Here is an 18,447-nt window from a genome sequence, read left to right as displayed (position 1 = left end):
TACCCAACAATCTTTAATAGGCATCTCTATGGTTGAAGTCAATAGTTCTTTAAAAAATAATAAACAAAATATTTCAAAAATTTTAAATCCCGAGCTTAAAGCTATTTTAGCTAAAACCGCTCATACCATTAGAGGGCTCTCCATAGATGCTGTGCAAAAAGCAGACTCAGGGCACCCCGGTCTACCGATGGGATGTGCAGAAATTGGGGCTTACTTATGGGGATATTTACTTCGCTATAATCCTAAAAATCCTAAATGGCCCAATCGCGATCGTTTTATTCTTTCGGCAGGGCATGGCTCTATGCTTCTTTATTCTGCCCTACATTTAGCGGGCTATCCTCTTTCTTTAGAAGATCTTAAAAACTTTAGGCAGCTTCACTCTAAAACACCAGGGCATCCTGAATCCTTAGATACCGAGGGGGTAGAGACGACTACAGGTCCTTTAGGGCAGGGGATAGGCAATGCCGTAGGTCAAGCTTTAGGCTTAAAATTGCTAGGAGCTAAATTTAATACAGAGACCCACCAGATTCTTAATAGCAAGGTTTACTGCTTATGTGGCGATGGGGATTTAATGGAAGGTGTTTCTGCAGAAGCATCTTGCTTAGCAGCTCATTTGCAACTCGATAACCTTATTTTAATCTACGATTCTAATCACATATGCTTAGATGGCCCCACAAGTGAGTGCTTTACTGAGAACACCCGAATGCGCTACGAGGCGTATGGTTGGGAAGTCTTCGAGATGGATGGTAACAATTTAGATGATATCCATCAGGTGTTTTTAAAGGCTGGAGAGAGGCAAACGCGCCCTCGGCTAATCATCGCCCACACGATTATTGGAAAAGGCTCACCTAATAAAGAAGGAACAAATAAGGCTCATGGTGCCCCGCTGGGGGTAGAGGAGGTTAAAGCCGCTAAAGATCTACTAGGCATTCCCCAAGAGCCTTTGTTTTATATTCCCTCAGAAGTTAAAGAGTTCTTTAGCAAAAAAATAGCAGAGCATATGGCTATAGAAAAAGAATGGCAGGCAACCTTTAATGCGTGGGCTCAAGCAAATCCTAAGTTGTCAGAGGCTTATGAAGCCATGTCTCACAATTCTTTACCGGCGGATTTAGAAGAGCGCTTGAAGGCTATAGAGATTAAATCTCCCATTGCAGGGCGAAAAGCATCTCAAGAAGTATTAAACGCCTTAGCGCCGTTTTTACCGCAACTTTATGGAGGCTCTGCAGATTTGTCGGGTTCAGATTTAACCATGTTAAAAAACTATCCTTTAGTTAAGCCAGGTGACTTTTCAGGCCGTAATATTAAGTATGGGGTACGCGAATTTGGTATGGCTACGATTGCTAATGGTCTTTACCAAACCCATATGATCCTACCTTTTATTGGTACTTTTTTGACTTTTTCCGATTATATGCGCAATGCTATTCGCTTGGCAGCCTTGCAAAAAGCTCATGTGATCTATCAGTTTACGCATGATTCAATTTTTTTAGGAGAAGATGGCCCTACTCATCAACCGGTTGAGCACTATGCCTCTTTGAGAGCCATTCCTTATTTACGCGTTATTCGGCCAGCAGATGCCCATGAAGTGAAAATGGCCTGGGCAGCAGCTTTACGTTATCACGGACCTACAGCTATTATTTTAACTCGCCAGAATCTTCCGGAAATAACCGCAACGGAAAGCTTTTCTTATGCAGATGGCATGGGACGAGGCGCTTACCTCCTTAAAAAAGAAAACTCTAAACCAGATTATACCTTGCTAGCCACCGGCTCAGAAGTGCATTTAGCTCTTGATGTTGCGGCAGCCTTAGAAAAAAGCGGGAAGAGCGTACGCGTGATCTCAATGCCTTGCTGGGAATTGTATGAAGAGCAGGATTCAGCTTACAAAGAGAGCCTTTTAGGTGGCGACCTTGGCATTCGTGTTAGCATTGAAGCTGGTGTGGAGCAGGGATGGCATAAATATATTGGCTTAAGCGGCATAGCAATTAGTATGCAAAGCTTTGGAGCCTCCGCTCCGGCTGCTGCTTTGGCGCAAGAGTTTGGGTTCACAGTGGACTCTATTTTGAAAAAGCTTCTTCCATGATGAGAACCGTTGACCCCGCTATCATTAACAGCAAATTTTTGCTCGCCTTACAAGGACATAACCAGGGGCGTCCTCCCATTTGGTTGATGCGCCAAGCTGGACGCTATATGCCTGAATATCGAGCTCTTCGCCAGAAATATTCTTTTTTGGAGATGTGTCATCATCCTGAATTGATTGTAAAGGTGACTAACTTGCCACTGCAAGCTTTTGGTATGGATGCAGCGATTCTCTTTTCGGATATCTTAGTCGTAGCTGAGGCTTTTGAAGTAGGACTGTCGTTTGAGGAAGGTAAGGGACCTGTGATAGCAAGACCTTTGCAAACAGAAAAGGATGTCGCAGATTTATCAGCGGGCGCCGTGGCAGAAAAGCTTGCGTACGTAGCGGAAGGAATTAAGCTGCTGTTAAAAGAATTAAAAGTTCCCCTGATCGGATTTTGTGGCGCGCCTTTTACTCTAGCAAGTTACATGATTGAAGGTGGCAGTAGCCGTGATCTGCTCAAAACAAAAAAATGGATGCTTAACCATCCAACTAGTTTTCATCTACTCCTGGATAAAATTTTGCAAGCTACCATCCAATATATTGAAATGCAGGTACAGGCAGGCGTGCATGCATTTCAAATTTTTGACTCCTGGGCCAACCATTTAAGCTGGGGACAATTTCAAGAATTTTCCTATGAATATATGAAGAAATTGGTAAAAATTTTACAGAAATATTCTGTCCCTGCAATTCTTTATTGCCGCGGTTCATCCGTCTTTGCTCCTAAGCTAGCAGAAGCCTCTCCTCAGGGTATCGGCTTAGATTGGAATTGTAATTTAGCTTATATGCGTAGATATGTGCCTTTTCATATCGCTCTGCAAGGGAATTTAGATCCGGATATTCTGTATGCTTCTCCAGCAAAAATAGAGCAGGAGGCTCGGCAATTAGTCGATACTATGCATGGGGATCGAGCCTTTATTTTTAACTTAGGCCATGGTGTTAAGCCTGATACTCCCTATGATTCTGTTAGACTTCTTGTAGAGACTGTCCAATCTTTATGAAAAAAATTATTGTAATAGGGGGAGGTATCTCAGGACTTAGCCTTCTTTGGTATCTAAGGAAACGTCACGGCTCTGCTGCTTCTTTGACTCTGCTAGAAAAAAGTGATCGCTTAGGAGGATGGATTAACTCCTATAAAAAGGAAGGTTTTCTCTTTGAAAGAGGGCCTCGTAGCTGTCGCACGCGTGGCAGCGGAAAAGCAACCCTTCGTCTTATTGAAGAGCTTGGCTTGCAAAAGCAGGTAATCGTGGCCGATCGAGCCGCTCAACAGCGTTTTTTGTACCTAGACAAGCATTTGCAAAAAATTCCCTGTCATCTATTTTCTTTGCTATTTTCTCCTTTAACAAGGCAAGTAGTCTTTAATTTATTTAAAGAATGGCAAATTTCTCCTGGAGAAAACGAGGATGAAACTATTCATGCATTTTTTACAAGGCGCCTAGGCCATGAGGTGGCAGAGCATTTTTTAGATCCTTTCGCCTCTGGCATCTATGGAGGAAATATTCATGAACTGTCGATGAAGTCTTGCTTTCCTGACTTATTTCACTGGGAACGACAACATGGCTCTCTTACAAAAGGAGCTTTTCTACATTTTTTTAAAAATCGAGTGCCTCTCCCTTCTCCTTATATTAAAAAAATGTGCCAAGAAAGTTTATTTTCCTTTAGAGAAGGCATGCAAACTCTCTCGAATGCACTAGCACAAAGCTTGCATGAATCTATTGTGTGTGAGCAAGAAGTAACTGACTTAAATTTTCAAGAAAAGGGAATAGAGTTGGGACTTGCGCAAGGTAAAACTTTGTGGGCAGACCAGGTTTACTCGACTTTGCCACCTGCTTCCTTAGCTGCTCTTATATGCCCACATCATCTTCCTTTGGCTAATCTATTGAGCTCAATTGCTAATGCTTCGATTGCAGTGGTAGGCTTGGGTTATAAACAAAAATTATTAACACCTAAAGGATTTGGATATTTAATACCCTCTAAAGAAAAAGAAGAAATTCTGGGAATGGTTTGGGACTCCTGTGCATTTCCCCAGCAAAGCTTACACTCATTAGAAACTCGTTTGACTGTAATGATAGGTGGCACCCGAATGAGTGATTTTTCGCAAAAAAAAGAATCAGATTTTTTAAGCAGTGCTTTAAAAGCTATCTCTAATCATTTACAGATTCATGCAGCGCCCGATGTTGTAGATATTCATCTTGCCCAGAATGCTATCCCTCAATATCTTGTAGGGCATGAACAAAAAAAAGTGCTGATAGGAAAATATTTGCAAGAATTGTCCCCTCATCTGCAACTATTAGGTAGTGCGTTTAATGGCGTCTCAGTGAATGATTGTATAGCTCAAGCTTATTCGATGGCCTATTCTTGATTGGCTCCTGACAGCATGTAATGCGCCTTCTATTAAAGTTTTATGCAGTCAAGCATCTGATGCATTCAATCTAATTTAGGGTCACATCAGATTTCTTATTTACTAATGAAAGCTTCCTTCTTTCAAAGGCAACCAGTTGCAAGCAAAATTTTAATTTTTAATAACTTATGACTCCTATCGGCACTTTTTCCTAGTGACTAAAGACCTGTGGTAAAAACTTTTGGTAAATTCACTTTTAAGGCCTTAAATATTTGTCCGTTTTGATCAAGTGCTTCTTAGTTTTGCTAAGAACTTATTATTTGCGGTCATCCTGTAAAAATACAAACCTCTCCTATAAGGCAGAGAGAGAATCAGGAGGTTAAGAGACGCATAAGAGTAGTAAGAGAATTTTCACATGAAGAATCATCCAAAAGTTTGGTAATAGCAGTCCTTCAGAAAATCCATGAAGTCGAGAGGGATAATAAAGCATACTTGAAGAGGGGGGGTAACAAAAATTAGAAAGATAAATGATGTTTCTTGGCCTAAGGGGCTATCAATTTTAACCGTTTCCCCTGAATCATAAAAGGGAACTCATTAAAATTAAGGCGAAAAATTTAAAAGGAGCAAAACACTATAAAAATAGGTTAGAAGAAAAAAATTCCGATTTTACAGAGAATTATTGTGCCCTCGCAATTTCTTTTCTGCAGAAATAAACTTTAATGGTTGCATAGGGGTAACTTTACGAGGATTGCAAACTTCCAAGCTTTCTGTATTGTTCAATAAATATTGAACAAATTATAATAATGAACAGTAAAGAGGGCGAGGATATGAAGGGCCAATTTTTAATTAATACTCACTATTCTTGTGAAGAAGGAAATATTTATGCCAATAAATCGGCCGTGGTCTTAGATTGGCTCTTGCGTATTGGTATATATAAAGAACAGTTTACGATTAGAGAGGTGAGTAGAAGTAGAGATATTAGCATTGGGCTGGTTCAAAGAGTGTTTGAAGTTTTAGTCATGAAAGGGTTTCTTGAGACAATGGGCGTTAGGACAGCAAAAAGGTTTTCCATTAAAAAGCCAGAGCTCTTATTGAAAAGCTGGCTCGATCACTACAACATCACGAAGAAATGCAAAATGTGGACTTACAGAACAGGATGTGAAGATAAAACAGAGGTTCTCAAGGCCTTAGAAAGTTCTGATCTAAAGCATACTGTGGCCCTAGCTCTTCATGCAGCCGCTGAAGCTTATGGAACTAAGAATACAAATCTACAAACTTTAGAACTTTATTTGATAAACCCCAGCGCGCGACCTCAACTTGAGTCCTCTCTCCAGCTAGAACCTCAAGAAAGAGGCTATGAAATCTTATTAATTACCCCTTATTATAAAAGCCTTCTTAGCCATGGTTTAAAAGATCAAATTACTACAAAAGTTCGTGTGGCCCCCTGTTTGCTGACTTTTTTGGACCTGTATCATTTTCCTTTAAGGGGCCACGAGCAAGCAGAATTTATGTCAGCACGCTTAAATGAACTAAAGCCGTTCTATAAAAAGAACCGATAAAAATGTCTAGAGAGCTTAAGCGAGAAGATTGCATTGTTTCTGACTTTCTAAGATCGATTGGTCCCTGGGATAATTATATCGTGCTTGGAGGAGGTTATGCCCTAATTATTTACAAACTTTACCTGGCGAATCAAGAAGTAGGAATAGCACCTGTAGGCACCCATGATCTTGATTCTCTAATCCCACGAAAAGTTCCTAGCTTTATGAACAAAAATATTGCCTACTGTTTAAAAGAATCCGGATTTATCCCCATTTTTAAAGATTATGGTAACCCAGCTACAGAAGCCTATGTTAAAGAAATTAACGGCTTTGAAGTGGAAATCGAGTTTCTTACGGATTCAGTAACTCGCGGAGATAAAAACAAAAACGTCCTAATAGCTGGAGTCGTTGCACAGCCATTGAGCTATTTGTCGTTAAGTTTACAAATGACTTTAAGCTTTGTAACCTATTCGGGGGAGAGAGGTTTAGTTGTTTCTCCGGGAGCATGGATGTTTCATAAAGGCCTTACATTTCCAAAACGTAATGCCCCCTCAAAAGCTTACAAAGATCTTTATGGTATCTGGTATGCCGCTACGCAATTAGGAGAATTTTCAGATAAGGCTGTTGCTGAGCTTGCCCTGCTGTCTCAGCAGCATTCTAAATGGTTTAAAACCTTTCAAAAAAATTTGCACCAATGGATGGAAAATGCAGCTCCTATCGATTGGTCACGATTGGAGGCACAAGATCCATCGGGCAGACTTAAAAAATTAAATTTTGAGAAAATTATTAAGAGCATAATTTCAAGAAAAGAAAATCAAAAAAGCTAGAAACCAAAAAAGAAAAAAAATCTGCAACCTAATGATGGGTTTTATAACCCCTTACTTTCAAATAAATTTAATTAACTATTTTTATACTAAAAAACCTTAAAAAGAAAAAAGAAAAGAAAAGTTTTTTTTAAGAAGTTTATAATTTTTATAATTCTTAGAGACATTCTCTGAATTAATTTATTGCGCTATTCTTCTTACCATCAGACGTATCATCGCTAAGTAGAGGAACGCTTGGCTGGTGTTGGTTAAGGTCTCATAATCCTTGCTTAATCTGCGGCATTTGCCAAACCAGGCAAATGTTCTTTCTACTATCCATCTTTTTGCTTGTAGATGAAATCCTTTTTGCTTAGATCTTTTAATGATTGTTAAATCAATACCATGCAAAGCTGCTTCTGATCTCATCTCTTCCCCGCTATATCCTGTATCGGCAAACATTTTTTTTGGCCATAAAACTTTTCCTTGAAAATAATAAAATAACGCTTTTAGCCCATCTCTGTCGCTACAAGCTGCGCTACTTACTACAACTGCTATTAACAGTCCCAAGTGATCCACCACTATGTGCCTTTTCCTACCTTTAATTTTCTTGCCGCCGTCGTATCCGCAGAGCCCTTTTTTTCAGTTGTTTTGATACTTTGGCTATCGACTATAGCTGCACTAGGTTCCGCTAATTTGCCTAAGCTTTGGCGAAGCGATCGCCTTAAATAAGTATTAATTTGTTCGAATAAATTACTCTGTTTCCATCTTAAAAACTGAGAATAGACCGATTTCCAAGGAGGAAGATCATGAGGAAGATCTATCCATTGACAACCTGTCCTTAAGACATAAAAGATAGCATTAAGCATCTCTCGTCTAGAGTGCATAGGTGGCTTGCCAGCTTTTTTCTTGCATATTATAGGTTCAAGCACTTGCCATTCTTGATTATTTAAATCGCTAGGATAAGGTTTTCTTATCATATTAGGCTCCTGGTTAAACAGCCTCTATTTTAAACGATTTTAATAATTCAGAGAATGTCTCTTAGCTATTTTCTCTCGTAATACTGTGGTTAAATTCTTTCTTAGGAAAAAAAAATTTTCTTAAATTTTCCCAATTAATCAATTATTTATAAGCATTCACGGGTGCAGAACTGCTTAATTTTTTGAGGATAAGGAGCCCATGTAAATCAGAAAGTGCAGTCAATAGAAAAAAAACTATTTGCAAGCATTTTTGGCTTTGTAGATACCTGCACAATCGTATTTAAAGTGCGATATACTCTTTGGCCGATTACTAACTATTTCCTAAGGAGAGTTTTACCATTCGCTTTTTTGACGCCTATTTAAAAAAATGCTGAAAATCTCATTAATAGTGCTTTAAAAGCTCTTATCGCCTTATAATAGAATTTTAAGTCTTTCATTTTTAGAATTTCCTGCTTAAGTAAAAGGTAGCTTTAAGTTTTTTATATCAAATGTTATTCTTATGGGTAAGATCCCTAAAAATAGATTTAGCCTATCTACTTAGCCTATATACTTAGGAGCTTTTAGAGAAAAACATGGTTTACTCTATAGGCTGTTTGTAGAAATAGGGGAAAAAGCTTTAAAGTCATTAAAAAGCCTTTTAAAGCCTTACTTTTAGGTGAACATTTGAGATAGCTTGATTAAGTTATAGAGGGATCCAAGTAATTTAAGGAAAAATTAAAAGATTAAAAATAGTTTATATTTTCTTAAAATAAAGTTAAATTTACTTATGCTTAAGCAATATAAAATTAGGATAGGCAGTTAACTCTTTAGCCTTTTCTCTTTTTTCAGAACACGTAACCTAGGTTGCAAAAAATAGAGCCTGAGGCTACAGTTAAAATATACGCCATTTAACTACGAGATTGTTATGTTTGACAAATTTACAAATCGTGCAAAGCAAGTCATTAAGCTCGCTAAGAAAGAAGCACAACGCTTAAATCATAATTATTTGGGCACTGAACACGTTTTACTAGGGCTGCTCAAATTAGGTCAAGGAGTGGCAGTCAATGTATTGCGTAACCTTAATATTGATTTTGAGACAGTGCGGAATGAAGTGGAAAAACTCGTGGGGTACGGACCTGAAATTCAAGTGTATGGGGACCCTGCTTTAACGGGAAAAGTTAAAAAAGTATTTGAACATGCTAATGAAGAAGCTGCAAATCTTAACCATAATTATGTAGGAACTGAGCATTTACTATTGGGGTTATTGCGTCAAACGGATGGCGTGGCGGCGCAAGTATTAGAAAATTTAAATGTAAATCTTAAGGAAGTTCGTAAAGAAGTATTAAAAGAATTAGAAACTTTCAATCTACAGTTGCCTCCTATTGGAGCAGGATCTCCTTCTTCCCGTTCTGGGGAGATGAGTGGCCAGGTGGGATCTTCGGGTAAGCCTTATGACAAAGGCAATTCAAGCATGGGTGGAGGTCTAGAAAAGATGCCCGCTCTTAAAGCTTATGGTCATGACCTCACGGAAATGTGTCGGGAAAATAAGATGGATCCTGTGATTGGTCGTAAGCACGAAGTTGAAAGACTTATTTTGATCCTTTGTCGTCGTCGCAAGAATAACCCTGTGCTGGTGGGAGAAGCTGGTGTAGGGAAGACTGCTATCGTAGAAGGACTTGCCCAAGCCATTGTTAAAGGCGAAGTTCCTGATAATCTGAGAAAAAAACGTTTAATTTCTCTTGATCTAGCCTTGATGATTGCAGGTACAAAATATCGAGGACAATTTGAAGAGCGTATCAAAGCGGTCATGGATGAAATTAAAAAGAATGGGAATGTGCTTTTATTTATTGATGAACTCCATACGATTGTAGGCGCAGGAGCAGCTGAAGGAGCGATTGATGCTTCTAATATCTTAAAGCCTGCTCTTTCTCGCGGAGAAATTCAGTGCATAGGGGCGACTACTATCGATGAATATCGTAAGCATATTGAAAAAGATGCCGCCTTAGAGCGTCGTTTTCAAAAAATTGTAGTGGCGCCTCCTTCAGTAGAAGATACAATTGAAATCTTAAGTGGCTTAAAAAGTAAATATGAAGATCACCATAAATGTATTTATACCCCGCAAGCGTTGACTGCCGCTGCTGTTCTTTCAGATCGTTACCTGCATGGAAGATTTTTGCCAGATAAGGCGATTGATTTATTAGATGAAGCGGGAGCTAAAATGCGTATCTCAATGATGAATCAGCCCCAAGATATAAGTAAATTTGAAGCAGAAATTGAAGAAACACGGCTAGCTAAAGAAGAAGCGATCGCTAAGCAAGAATATGAAAAAGCTGCAAAATTACGCGACAAGGAGAAAACCTTGAGGGAACAGCTTCAGCAGCTGCGTAATCAATGGGAAGTGAATAAAGAAGAGCATGAGGTAATTGTTGAAGACGAAGATGTCGCTCAAGTGGTGGCAAAGCAAACTGGAATTCCTATCAGTCGTCTAACTGAAGGAGAAACTCAAAAAGTTCTTAAAATGGAAGAGCTTCTTAGAGGTAGCATCATTGGCCAAGATGAAGCTCTTAAAACTGTTTGCAGAGCGGTACGTCGTAGTCGCGCAGATATTAAAGATCCTAATCGCCCCATAGGAGCTTTTCTCTTTTTAGGGCCTACAGGAGTAGGAAAAACTCTTCTAGCCCGCTTACTTGCTATCAACATGTTTGGGGGCGAAGATGCACTTATTCAAGTTGACATGTCAGAGTATATGGAGAAATTTGCTGTCAGCCGTATGACCGGTTCTCCGCCAGGTTATGTAGGACATGAAGAAGGCGGGCAGTTGACAGAACAAGTTCGCCAGCGTCCTTACTCGGTTGTGCTCTTTGATGAGATTGAAAAGGCTCATCCAGATGTAATGGATTTGTTATTACAAATTTTAGAAGAAGGGCGTTTAACTGACTCATTTGGCCGTAAAGTAGATTTTCGTAATACCATTATTATCCTGACCTCTAACTTGGGTGCTGATCTGATTAGAAAAACTACAGAAGTAGGCTTTGGTGCAGAGGAAGGATCTTTAGATTACGAGCGCATTAAGGATAAAATTGAAGGGGCTGTTAAAAAACAATTTAAGCCAGAATTTCTTAATCGGTTAAATGACATGATTATTTTCCGTCCGCTTAATCGTGAAGCTTTAATGCAGGTTATTGAGATTGAAATCAAAAAAATGCAAAATCGCTTACAAAAACGTGAAGTTTACATTACTCTGGATGATAAAGCTAAAAATTTCTTGGTTGAGAAAGGTTTTCAGCCGGAAATGGGGGCTCGGCCTTTAAGACGCACCATCGAGCAGTATTTAGAAGATCCTTTAGCCGAAAAACTGCTGATGCATCCTGAAAAAGGTTGCCGTTGTACGGTTACAGCGGATGAAGATCATTTAATTATTCATGAAGAAGAACTTATTAATTTAAACAGAAAAATAATAGATAAAAAGGTTTTAACTACTCCTACTGTTTAAAAGTTTATCTAAACCTTAAGAACGCTCTTTGCTTTTAAAATATGTAGTGGATTCCCTTGCATAAATTTTTTATTGTTTACCAGCAAATAGAGGGAAGCCTATAGTATTTTATGCATAGTAGAGAGGGTTTAGATGGTTAAGATTATCTATGTTTTAGCTTTTTTAATCGCATCTATTTGTTCAATAGAGGCGCAAGATTATTCTCTTCGTCAGTCACAAATGATTGCTGATTTGAAAATCATTAAGCATGAATTTGAAATCAATTATGCTCCTTTTGAATGGAAAAGGAAATATCTACACTGGAATTTAGATCATGAAGTAACAAAAGCCAAAGAAAAAATCCTCTCTTCCCTCTCCTTATCTACCAAGCAATATCATCAAATTATTCGTGACTTGTTTAATTCCGTACAAGATTTACATACATATGTTCGCTTTTATGCTACAGAATATGCCTTTCTGCCATTTTGTGTGCAAGGTGTACAGGGCCATTATTTTGTTGTATGGGTAGATAATTTGTGGGCTAAAGAGCAGAAAGTAAGCCTACAGGTGGGAGATGAGATCTTATCTTTTGACGGCAGTCCAGTCGAGGAAGTAGTGGAAAAGATTAGGTTATCAGCCTTTGGAGCTAATCGCAATGAAACTTATCAACATCTTAGCGAATGGCAGCTTACCTTACGTGAAGCTTTTAGATTGCAAGATGTTCCTCAAGGCCCTATAGAAATAGTTTTTAGAAAGCCTAATAGCCAACAAGCTCACTCTTTTGTAAACTGGGAGTATGCTCCTGAAGAGATCATAAATAATTATTCTTTGAGCATGCCTCTCAATTTAGAAAGAGGGGAGGGGGCTAAACATCGTTTTTTTTATCAAGAGCGCATTCTGCCTTTTTATGCTAGTTTGGTCAATCATTCTTCTTGTCTAGCTAATAAAGCCAAGTTATTAGGTGCTAAGGCAAATCTTTTTCCTGCTTTGGGGCCTGTATTATGGAGGGCAGATTTGCCCGATTTTGAGGCGTATATTTACTCTTTAAAGGGGAGTAAAAACATTGGATATATACGCATCCCTGATTTTCAAGGAAGTGAATACAGAGTAGAGCAGTTTCAGCAAATTATTGCTAAGATGGAAAGCTGCGCAGACGCCCTAATCGTAGATGTCATGAACAATCCTGGTGGCTTTTCTTTTTATACCTATGCTTTAGCCTCTATGTTAACCTGTAAGCCGCTGACCAATTTAAAACAATTCTTATCGATTACTCAAGAAGATGTATATCTTGCTGTGCAGACCGCTTCTTCTTTAAAAAATATCGTTACCGACCATGAGGCTGCCCAGGCTTTAGGGCCAGATATTAATGGCTATGCTGTCGATAAGCGCTTAGCTTGCTACCTTTTTAAATATGCCAAATATATTCAAGATCAGTTCAAACAGGGTAAATATTTTACCGATTTATATCCTATGGATGGAGTAGAAACTATCTATCCTCATCCAACTACGCAATACACCAAGCCTTTGTTCGTTTTAACTAACCCTTTGAGTATTTCTTGCGCAGAGCTTCTAGTCGCTTTATTAAAAGACAATGAGCGTGCAATAATTTTAGGTGGGCAAACGGCTGGAGCAGGAGGTACTATCGTACGTAGAAAGTATTCCAACCGTTTTGGAATAGCTGATTTGGTTTTTACAGGATCGCTTGTTTGTCGCTACAATGAACAGCCTTTAGAAAATAGAGGGGTTAAGCCCGATGTGGCTTACCGCTGGACTACTGAGGATTATACAAAAGACCATGCCAACTTTATCGATTTTGTTAATGGAATTGTATCTTGCAGTATGGATGGACTTTTACCCAATCCTACTGATATTTTAGAGGAGATAATTTTTGAATCTAGATAGTGGGACTAATGATTAACAGAATCTTCCTTGCGGTTTTATATAGCTTTTTACTTTCTTATCTAGGGTCTACTCTCTTAGCGTCCGAAACTTACCATGCTAAAATGCTAGGAAATATAGACCTTATAAAAAGTATATTAGCATCAAAATATGCACCTGCTGAATGGAAAAAAAATTATATAGGCTGGGATTTAGAGGTAGAAGCACAAGCAGCTAAGAATGAAGTACTGAGAAGAAGTAACTTATCCATCCGTGATTATCAAAAGATCTTGCTGGATTTTTTTAATTCCATGCAAGATTACCATGTAAAAATAGACTTTTATGCGACAGAAATGTCCTTTTTGCCCTTCCGGCTAGAAGGAGTAGAGGGAAGATATTTTGTTGCTTGGTTACCAAAAAATTCTCAAAGTTATGCAAAAATAGATCCGAGCCTTGCGGACATGCTTGCGAATATGCAAATAGGTGACGAAGTATTAGCATTTGGAAATATGCCGATCGATGAATACCTTAAAAAATTTAGCTTGAAATCTTTTGGAAAAGCTTTAAACGCAACCGATCAGCGTTTGGCTGAGCAATATCTAACATTGCGCTTAGCCAGCATGGGCTATGAAGTGGAGCAGGGAGGCGTGCCTATTACTGTTAGGCATCATCGTTCGGGCCGAATAAATACTTATACACCTGAATGGCTATACGTGCCTGAACGCATTACAAATCATTTTCCTGCAGCTAACTTTTATTCTACAAGCTCTGGAGGGGTGCATGCTAGGAAAAAAGGTCTTGATCTCTTTGATAAAGAGAGGATCACTCCCTTACATAGGCAAATGGAAATAGCCAAAAAATCTATTAATAAATTTAGAAAAGAAAATTGGGGTTTGGAAGAAGATAATAACGAATGCGATTATATAGCACTGGGGCAATATCAAAGTTTCGTCCCAGAATTAGGGGAGGTGCTATGGAAAGCTACTTCTTTACATTACTATTCTTATATTTTTCAAACAGCTAGTAATAAAAAGATCGGCTACATACGTATCCCTATCTATACTGCTGACGAAAATGAATATAAGGGGTTAGAGACAATCATCCAGCACTTTCAAAACGAGACAGATGCATTGGTTATCGATCAACTTAACAATCCGGGAGGATCATCAGCTCACCTGCTCTTTTTACTCTCTCTGCTCAGTGAATATCCTCTTGATTTGCCTCTGGAACGGATTACAATCACTCAGCAAGATGTCGCTAAAGCGCTGATGATTGTAAACAATCCTCACCATATACTTAACGATTTAATCGAGAATGGTCCGAGCTTTTTAATTTCTCCTGAAAATACTGAGGGGGTTACCGCTTTTTTTCAGACCATTCTTGATGAATGGAATGCAGGACGAACCTTTACTCACCCTCTCCACTATTGTGGGATTACTTCTGTTCCACCTAATCCGCATACTCACTACAATAAGCCTATCCTAATTTTAGTGAATGCTTTAGATTTTTCATGCGCTGATCTTTTTCCAGCCATTTTACAAGATAACCAGCGTGCAAAGGTTTTTGGCTCGCCGACAGCAGGCGCCGGAGGATTTGTTTTAGAGCACGAATATCCTAACCTTTTTGGCATTGCTAGCTTTTCTTACACCGGATCTATAGTCTATCGTGCAGGCGATCGACCGATTGAAAATCTTGGCGTCACACCAGATTTTCCCTATGAAATTACCGTCGACGACCTTATGTATAACTATAAAGGTTATACAAAGGCTGTGTTGCAAGCCTTGGAAGATTTATCCAATTAAAAGCTAATCTTGTCGCAGCTTTAACAATAAGAGAAAAAAAACGAAAGGCTAGCGTCGCCTGTTGCAATCTTTTCTGCCACGCTTTTTATTTAATAGACGATTCAAAATTTTTAATGTAATTCAAAAATTCCTCTTTAGGAGGCTTGCTTTGCAAGAATTCTAATGTATTAGGGTGGTTAACTAAATGAGCAATTTTGGCAAGTAAGTGTAAGTGACGCTTATCATCACAGGCAAAAAGAAAGAAGAGAGTGTGAACGGGCTTGCCATCTAGGGCACCATAATCGATAGGATTTTTGGAATAGGCTACGACGACTACATCATAATGGGCGTTAAGAAGAAAATCACGAGTATGGGGGATGCCTATCCCATTATTTAAAGCTGTAGGCTGAAGCTTTTCACGATCTAAAAGAAGGTGAGAGATGCCTTCTGCGTCTAAATTCAAGCTTTTGGCCATTCTTTGCATTGTCTGGCGAATAACTTCTTCTTTAGTATCACCCATAATATCAATTAACACATCACCTTTATGTAAAGCGCGATAAAGGCTAAATTGCTTAATACCACCTTTGATAGGAGAAGGATCAGGAATAGCAGTAGGATGGTCAAAGGAAGCTTCAGGGATTTTTTGACTTAAAACCCAATCTTCAATTTCATTGCGGTTAAAGAGATGCTGCTGGTTAATCTGGTAAGAAGGTATTTTTCCTTCGGTTAACCAACGACGAATGGTTTTTTCAGAAACATTTAATAAATCGGCCACATCTTTGATTTTTAAGTCCACCCTCACCTCCGCATTTAAAATCCTTTAAACAAAGTCATAATAGCTTCTGCCGAATTCAATGTTAACATTTTTTTTCTTCTATTTTCATCTTTAACGGCAGTTGTTAATGCAGAAAGGATTTGAAGATACTCGGTTTGTTTGTCATCGGGGCCGCCAATCATTATAATGATGCGTACCGGACTGCCATCTAAAGAATTCCAATCCACTCCTTTTTGCAAAATGCCAATAGCAATAAAAAAGCTTTCATATCCTTTTAGCTTTGCATGGGGAATAGCAACTCCCATGCCAATGCCTGTGGAAACAACTTTTTCTCTTTCAAGGATAGCTTGGTAAAAAGCCTCTTTGTCATGTAAAAAATGATTTTGATGAAGATTTTCTACCATAGCATGGAGAGCTTCATCGCGATCTTCAGCTGACATAAAAAGAATATTTCGAGAGTCCAAATACTTTGAAATTTTGATCATTATTATTTACCCTAAAGGCGGTTATTGCATGAAAAGAGCTCTACATTTACGTAAGCATTTTTCTATATTCATAGCTTATACCTTTGATAGGTAAGAGCAGTTTAGCCCTAATTAATGGATTCCTGTATGGCCAAAGCCACCATCACCGCGAGCAGTGTCTGTAAGCTTTTCGGACAAAATAAAGTTTCCTACAGTTACAGGTGCCAGAACAAATTGGGCGATACGCATGCCAGGAGTCACTATAAAATCTTGCTTGCCATGATTAATAAGAATAATTCCTATTTCACCTCTGTAATCGGCATCAATTGTACCAGGAGTATTAAGAACAGTCACTTGATTTTTTAAAGCTAAGCCACTGCGAGGTCTTACTTGGATCTCATACCCTTGAGGAATAGCCATCCTGAGGCCAGTAGGAATTAAACAAGACTCTCCGGCAGCAAGAACCAGAGGTTCTTTGAGATAGGCTCTCACGTCGGCACCTGCAGCACCCGAAGAAGCATACTGAGGTAAACAACTAACGTCGGGGGATAAAACGAGAACTTCAACAGAAAGGGCAGGGTTCATAAAGATTACCTACGAGGTTTATCGGCTTTAGTAAGATTGTTTAAAGGAAGATAAGCAAGAAGAGGATGTTCATCTTTATGGTTATTTTCTTCGTTATTAGTAAGAAAGTAAAGAACTTCGGAAATTTTATGCTTTAATTCTTGTCGATTAACGATGCAATCGATCATCCCATGATGGAGAAGAAATTCCGACTTTTGAGCGCCCGGCGGCAGCTGCTGCCCAATAACCTGCTCAATTACTCGCGGACCGGCAAAGCAAATCAATGCGTTAGGTTCTGCCATAATAATATCCCCTAAAGAGGCAAAGGAAGCTGTTACTCCACCTGTAGTGGGATTCGTTAAAACAGAAATATAAGGGATTTTAGCTTCGTGAAGCTTGGCAAGCGCTGCCGATGTTTTAGCCATTTGCATGAGGGAGAGAATAGATTCTTGCATGCGAGCCCCGCCAGAAGTAGAGACAATAAGGAGAGGCATTCTGTTGGCTAATGCATATTCCATCAAGAGGGTCAGCTTTTCCCCTACTACCGACCCCATGGATCCTGCCATAAAGTTAAAATCTAATATCCCTAAAGCTACTGGGTTGCCATTGATTCTACACGTGCCTACTATAGCTGCTTCATTATGCCCTGATTTTTCTCGAGCACTTGCTAAACGCTTGGGATAAGTTTCTGTATCTACAAAATTTAGTGCATCTACTGGCTCTAAATCCTTATACATTTCTTGAAAAGAATTTTCGTCGCTAAGGTTTTTAATTCGCTCTTCGGTGGTTAGACGGTAATGGTATTCACATTTAGGACAGCAATTCATGTTTTGCTGCAACTCATTAGCGTGGATAAGCTCATGGCAATGTGTACATTTTAGCCATCCGCTATATCCATCTTTTTTGGTTGTTTGAATTTTTATTTTAGGTTTATTCCTTGAGAATAATCCCATTATTTAACTCTCTTAATAATGAAGTAGAAAAAGAAACTATAGAGGAAAAAGCTTTGCAATTCAATCTAAATCTTGCAAACAAGCAGTTTTTTGAGTGAAAATAGCGGAAGAAAAAGAAAGCCAGAAAGGGAAAACTTTCTTTCTGGCTTAAAATTCAAATTACGTTGTTTTAGTGGCACTGGCCAGTTTATAGCGCTCCTCGACATTTTTCCAATTAACAATCTCCCAAATATTTTTCACATATTCGGCTCTTACGTTTTTATACTGGAGATAATAGGCGTGTTCCCAGACGTCAATTCCGAGTAGAGGGATCAAACCTTTAGGAGATAAAGGATCCTGGTTTTCACACGTGGTAATTTGTAATCGATGGTGTTGCTTGCAATAGCCCAGCCATCCCCATCCCGAACCCTGAATTGCCACAGTGCGGGCGCTAAATTCTTCAATGAATTTTTCCCATGAATCAAAATCTTTTTTAATGGCATTTTGTAATTCACCATTTGGTACTGTGCCGCCGCCTTGGCTCTTAGGTGCTAGGTTTGTCCAAAAGATGCTATGGTTAATGTGTCCACCACCATTAAATTTAATAGCAGATTGCAGAGCAATTAAATCGGTAGGATCGTTAGATTTCTCGGCTTTTCCTTGGGCTTCTTCATACTGCTCAAGAGCCTTATTAAGATTATTGACATACGTTTGATGATGCTTAGTGTAATGTAAGTTCATGATTTCTGCACTAATGACGGGTTCTAAATCGCCAAAATCATAGGGTAGAGGGGGAAGTTGATATTTGAAGGCCATAAAAAAACTCCTTG

14 protein-coding genes are annotated in these 18,447 nt (G+C 38.9%); 8 read left to right on the top strand and 6 right to left on the bottom strand.

Annotation, left to right across the window (positions count from 1 at the left end):
* The first annotated feature begins 28 nt into the window (after positions 1–28).
* The 5 genes from tkt (at position 29) to TY21_RS07430 (ending at position 6,819) form a co-directional block, all read left to right on the top strand.
* Positions 29–2,077, top strand: a complete 2,049-nt coding sequence (tkt, locus tag TY21_RS07450; protein WP_042243172.1) for a transketolase — start codon at positions 29–31, stop codon at positions 2,075–2,077.
* Positions 2,074–3,114 carry a uroporphyrinogen decarboxylase gene (hemE, locus tag TY21_RS07445; RefSeq protein ID WP_232044347.1) on the top strand — a complete coding sequence of 347 codons (1,041 nt, stop codon included), beginning with the start codon at positions 2,074–2,076 and terminating at the stop codon, positions 3,112–3,114. The genes tkt and hemE overlap by 4 nt, the downstream gene beginning before the upstream one ends.
* A complete protein-coding gene (gene hemG / locus TY21_RS07440; protein WP_052354615.1) occupies positions 3,111–4,475 on the top strand; it encodes a protoporphyrinogen oxidase in 1,365 nt (454 codons plus the stop codon). Before hemE ends, hemG begins: the two co-directional genes overlap by 4 nt.
* An 806-nt stretch (positions 4,476–5,281) precedes the next feature.
* On the top strand, positions 5,282–6,013 hold the full coding sequence (locus TY21_RS07435) for a type IV toxin-antitoxin system AbiEi family antitoxin (protein WP_042243166.1): 732 nt from the start codon (positions 5,282–5,284) through the stop codon (positions 6,011–6,013).
* 2 nt (positions 6,014–6,015) lie between these two features.
* The gene (locus TY21_RS07430; RefSeq protein WP_039383157.1) at positions 6,016–6,819 is read left to right on the top strand and encodes a GSU2403 family nucleotidyltransferase fold protein; all 804 of its coding nucleotides are present in this window, start codon (positions 6,016–6,018) and stop codon (positions 6,817–6,819) included.
* A gap of 177 nt (positions 6,820–6,996) precedes the next feature.
* Here TY21_RS07430 and TY21_RS11505 read toward each other — a convergent pair.
* Positions 6,997–7,772 (bottom strand): IS5 family transposase gene (locus tag TY21_RS11505; protein ID WP_130589623.1). Its coding sequence is split into 2 segments (ribosomal slippage): positions 6,997–7,433 and positions 7,433–7,772, totalling 777 coding nucleotides; the frame shifts between segments, so codons are not numbered across the junction.
* Between the two features lie 904 nt (positions 7,773–8,676).
* Between TY21_RS11505 and TY21_RS07420 the strand changes: the two genes are divergently transcribed.
* The 3 genes from TY21_RS07420 (at position 8,677) to TY21_RS07410 (ending at position 14,903) form a co-directional block, all read left to right on the top strand.
* A complete protein-coding gene (locus TY21_RS07420; RefSeq protein WP_042238341.1) occupies positions 8,677–11,244 on the top strand; it encodes an ATP-dependent Clp protease ATP-binding subunit in 2,568 nt (855 codons plus the stop codon).
* A gap of 132 nt (positions 11,245–11,376) precedes the next feature.
* The gene (locus TY21_RS07415) at positions 11,377–13,125 is read left to right on the top strand and encodes a protease-like activity factor CPAF (protein ID WP_042238344.1); all 1,749 of its coding nucleotides are present in this window, start codon (positions 11,377–11,379) and stop codon (positions 13,123–13,125) included.
* 8 nt (positions 13,126–13,133) lie between these two features.
* Complete coding sequence (locus TY21_RS07410; RefSeq protein WP_042238348.1) at positions 13,134–14,903, top strand: protease-like activity factor CPAF; 1,770 nt, start codon at positions 13,134–13,136, stop codon at positions 14,901–14,903.
* Positions 14,904–14,988: 85 nt separating this feature from the next.
* On the opposite strand, the gene TY21_RS07405 is transcribed toward TY21_RS07410, so the two are convergent.
* From TY21_RS07405 to TY21_RS07385, 5 genes are all read right to left on the bottom strand, one after another.
* Positions 14,989–15,678: a PTS sugar transporter subunit IIA gene (locus TY21_RS07405; protein ID WP_039383163.1), complete on the bottom strand. Its 690-nt coding sequence runs from the start codon at positions 15,676–15,678 to the stop codon at positions 14,989–14,991.
* Between the two features lie 14 nt (positions 15,679–15,692).
* Entirely contained in the window at positions 15,693–16,142 is a 450-nt protein-coding gene (locus TY21_RS07400; protein ID WP_042238353.1) for a PTS sugar transporter subunit IIA, read from the bottom strand.
* Between the two features lie 111 nt (positions 16,143–16,253).
* Positions 16,254–16,706 (bottom strand): dUTP diphosphatase, encoded by a 453-nt coding sequence (gene dut, locus TY21_RS07395; RefSeq protein WP_042238355.1) that lies wholly within the window; start codon positions 16,704–16,706, stop codon positions 16,254–16,256.
* Positions 16,707–16,711: 5 nt separating this feature from the next.
* Entirely contained in the window at positions 16,712–17,638 is a 927-nt protein-coding gene (gene accD / locus TY21_RS07390) for an acetyl-CoA carboxylase, carboxyltransferase subunit beta (protein ID WP_042238358.1), read from the bottom strand.
* Between the two features lie 159 nt (positions 17,639–17,797).
* Positions 17,798–18,433 (bottom strand): superoxide dismutase, encoded by a 636-nt coding sequence (locus TY21_RS07385; RefSeq protein ID WP_042238361.1) that lies wholly within the window; start codon positions 18,431–18,433, stop codon positions 17,798–17,800.
* Positions 18,434–18,447 lie beyond the last annotated feature (14 nt).

It is taken from the genome of Neochlamydia sp. S13 (genome assembly GCF_000648235.2).
GTDB lineage: Bacteria > Chlamydiota > Chlamydiia > Chlamydiales > Parachlamydiaceae > Neochlamydia.
Note: the sequence above shows the minus strand (reverse complement) of the source record. Positions and strands in the feature narration are given on the sequence as shown.

Coding starts and splice junctions, on each gene's coding strand:
- tkt (WP_042243172.1), top strand. CDS start 29: ATGGTTGAAGTCAATAGTTCTTTAAAAAATAATAAACAAAATATTTCA.
- hemE (WP_232044347.1), top strand. CDS start 2,074: ATGATGAGAACCGTTGACCCCGCTATCATTAACAGCAAATTTTTGCTC.
- hemG (WP_052354615.1), top strand. CDS start 3,111: ATGAAAAAAATTATTGTAATAGGGGGAGGTATCTCAGGACTTAGCCTT.
- TY21_RS07435 (WP_042243166.1), top strand. CDS start 5,282: ATGAAGGGCCAATTTTTAATTAATACTCACTATTCTTGTGAAGAAGGA.
- TY21_RS07430 (WP_039383157.1), top strand. CDS start 6,016: ATGTCTAGAGAGCTTAAGCGAGAAGATTGCATTGTTTCTGACTTTCTA.
- TY21_RS07420 (WP_042238341.1), top strand. CDS start 8,677: ATGTTTGACAAATTTACAAATCGTGCAAAGCAAGTCATTAAGCTCGCT.
- TY21_RS07415 (WP_042238344.1), top strand. CDS start 11,377: ATGGTTAAGATTATCTATGTTTTAGCTTTTTTAATCGCATCTATTTGT.
- TY21_RS07410 (WP_042238348.1), top strand. CDS start 13,134: ATGATTAACAGAATCTTCCTTGCGGTTTTATATAGCTTTTTACTTTCT.
- TY21_RS07400 (WP_042238353.1), bottom strand. CDS start 16,142: ATGATCAAAATTTCAAAGTATTTGGACTCTCGAAATATTCTTTTTATG.
- dut (WP_042238355.1), bottom strand. CDS start 16,706: ATGAACCCTGCCCTTTCTGTTGAAGTTCTCGTTTTATCCCCCGACGTT.
- accD (WP_042238358.1), bottom strand. CDS start 17,638: ATGGGATTATTCTCAAGGAATAAACCTAAAATAAAAATTCAAACAACC.
- TY21_RS07385 (WP_042238361.1), bottom strand. CDS start 18,433: ATGGCCTTCAAATATCAACTTCCCCCTCTACCCTATGATTTTGGCGAT.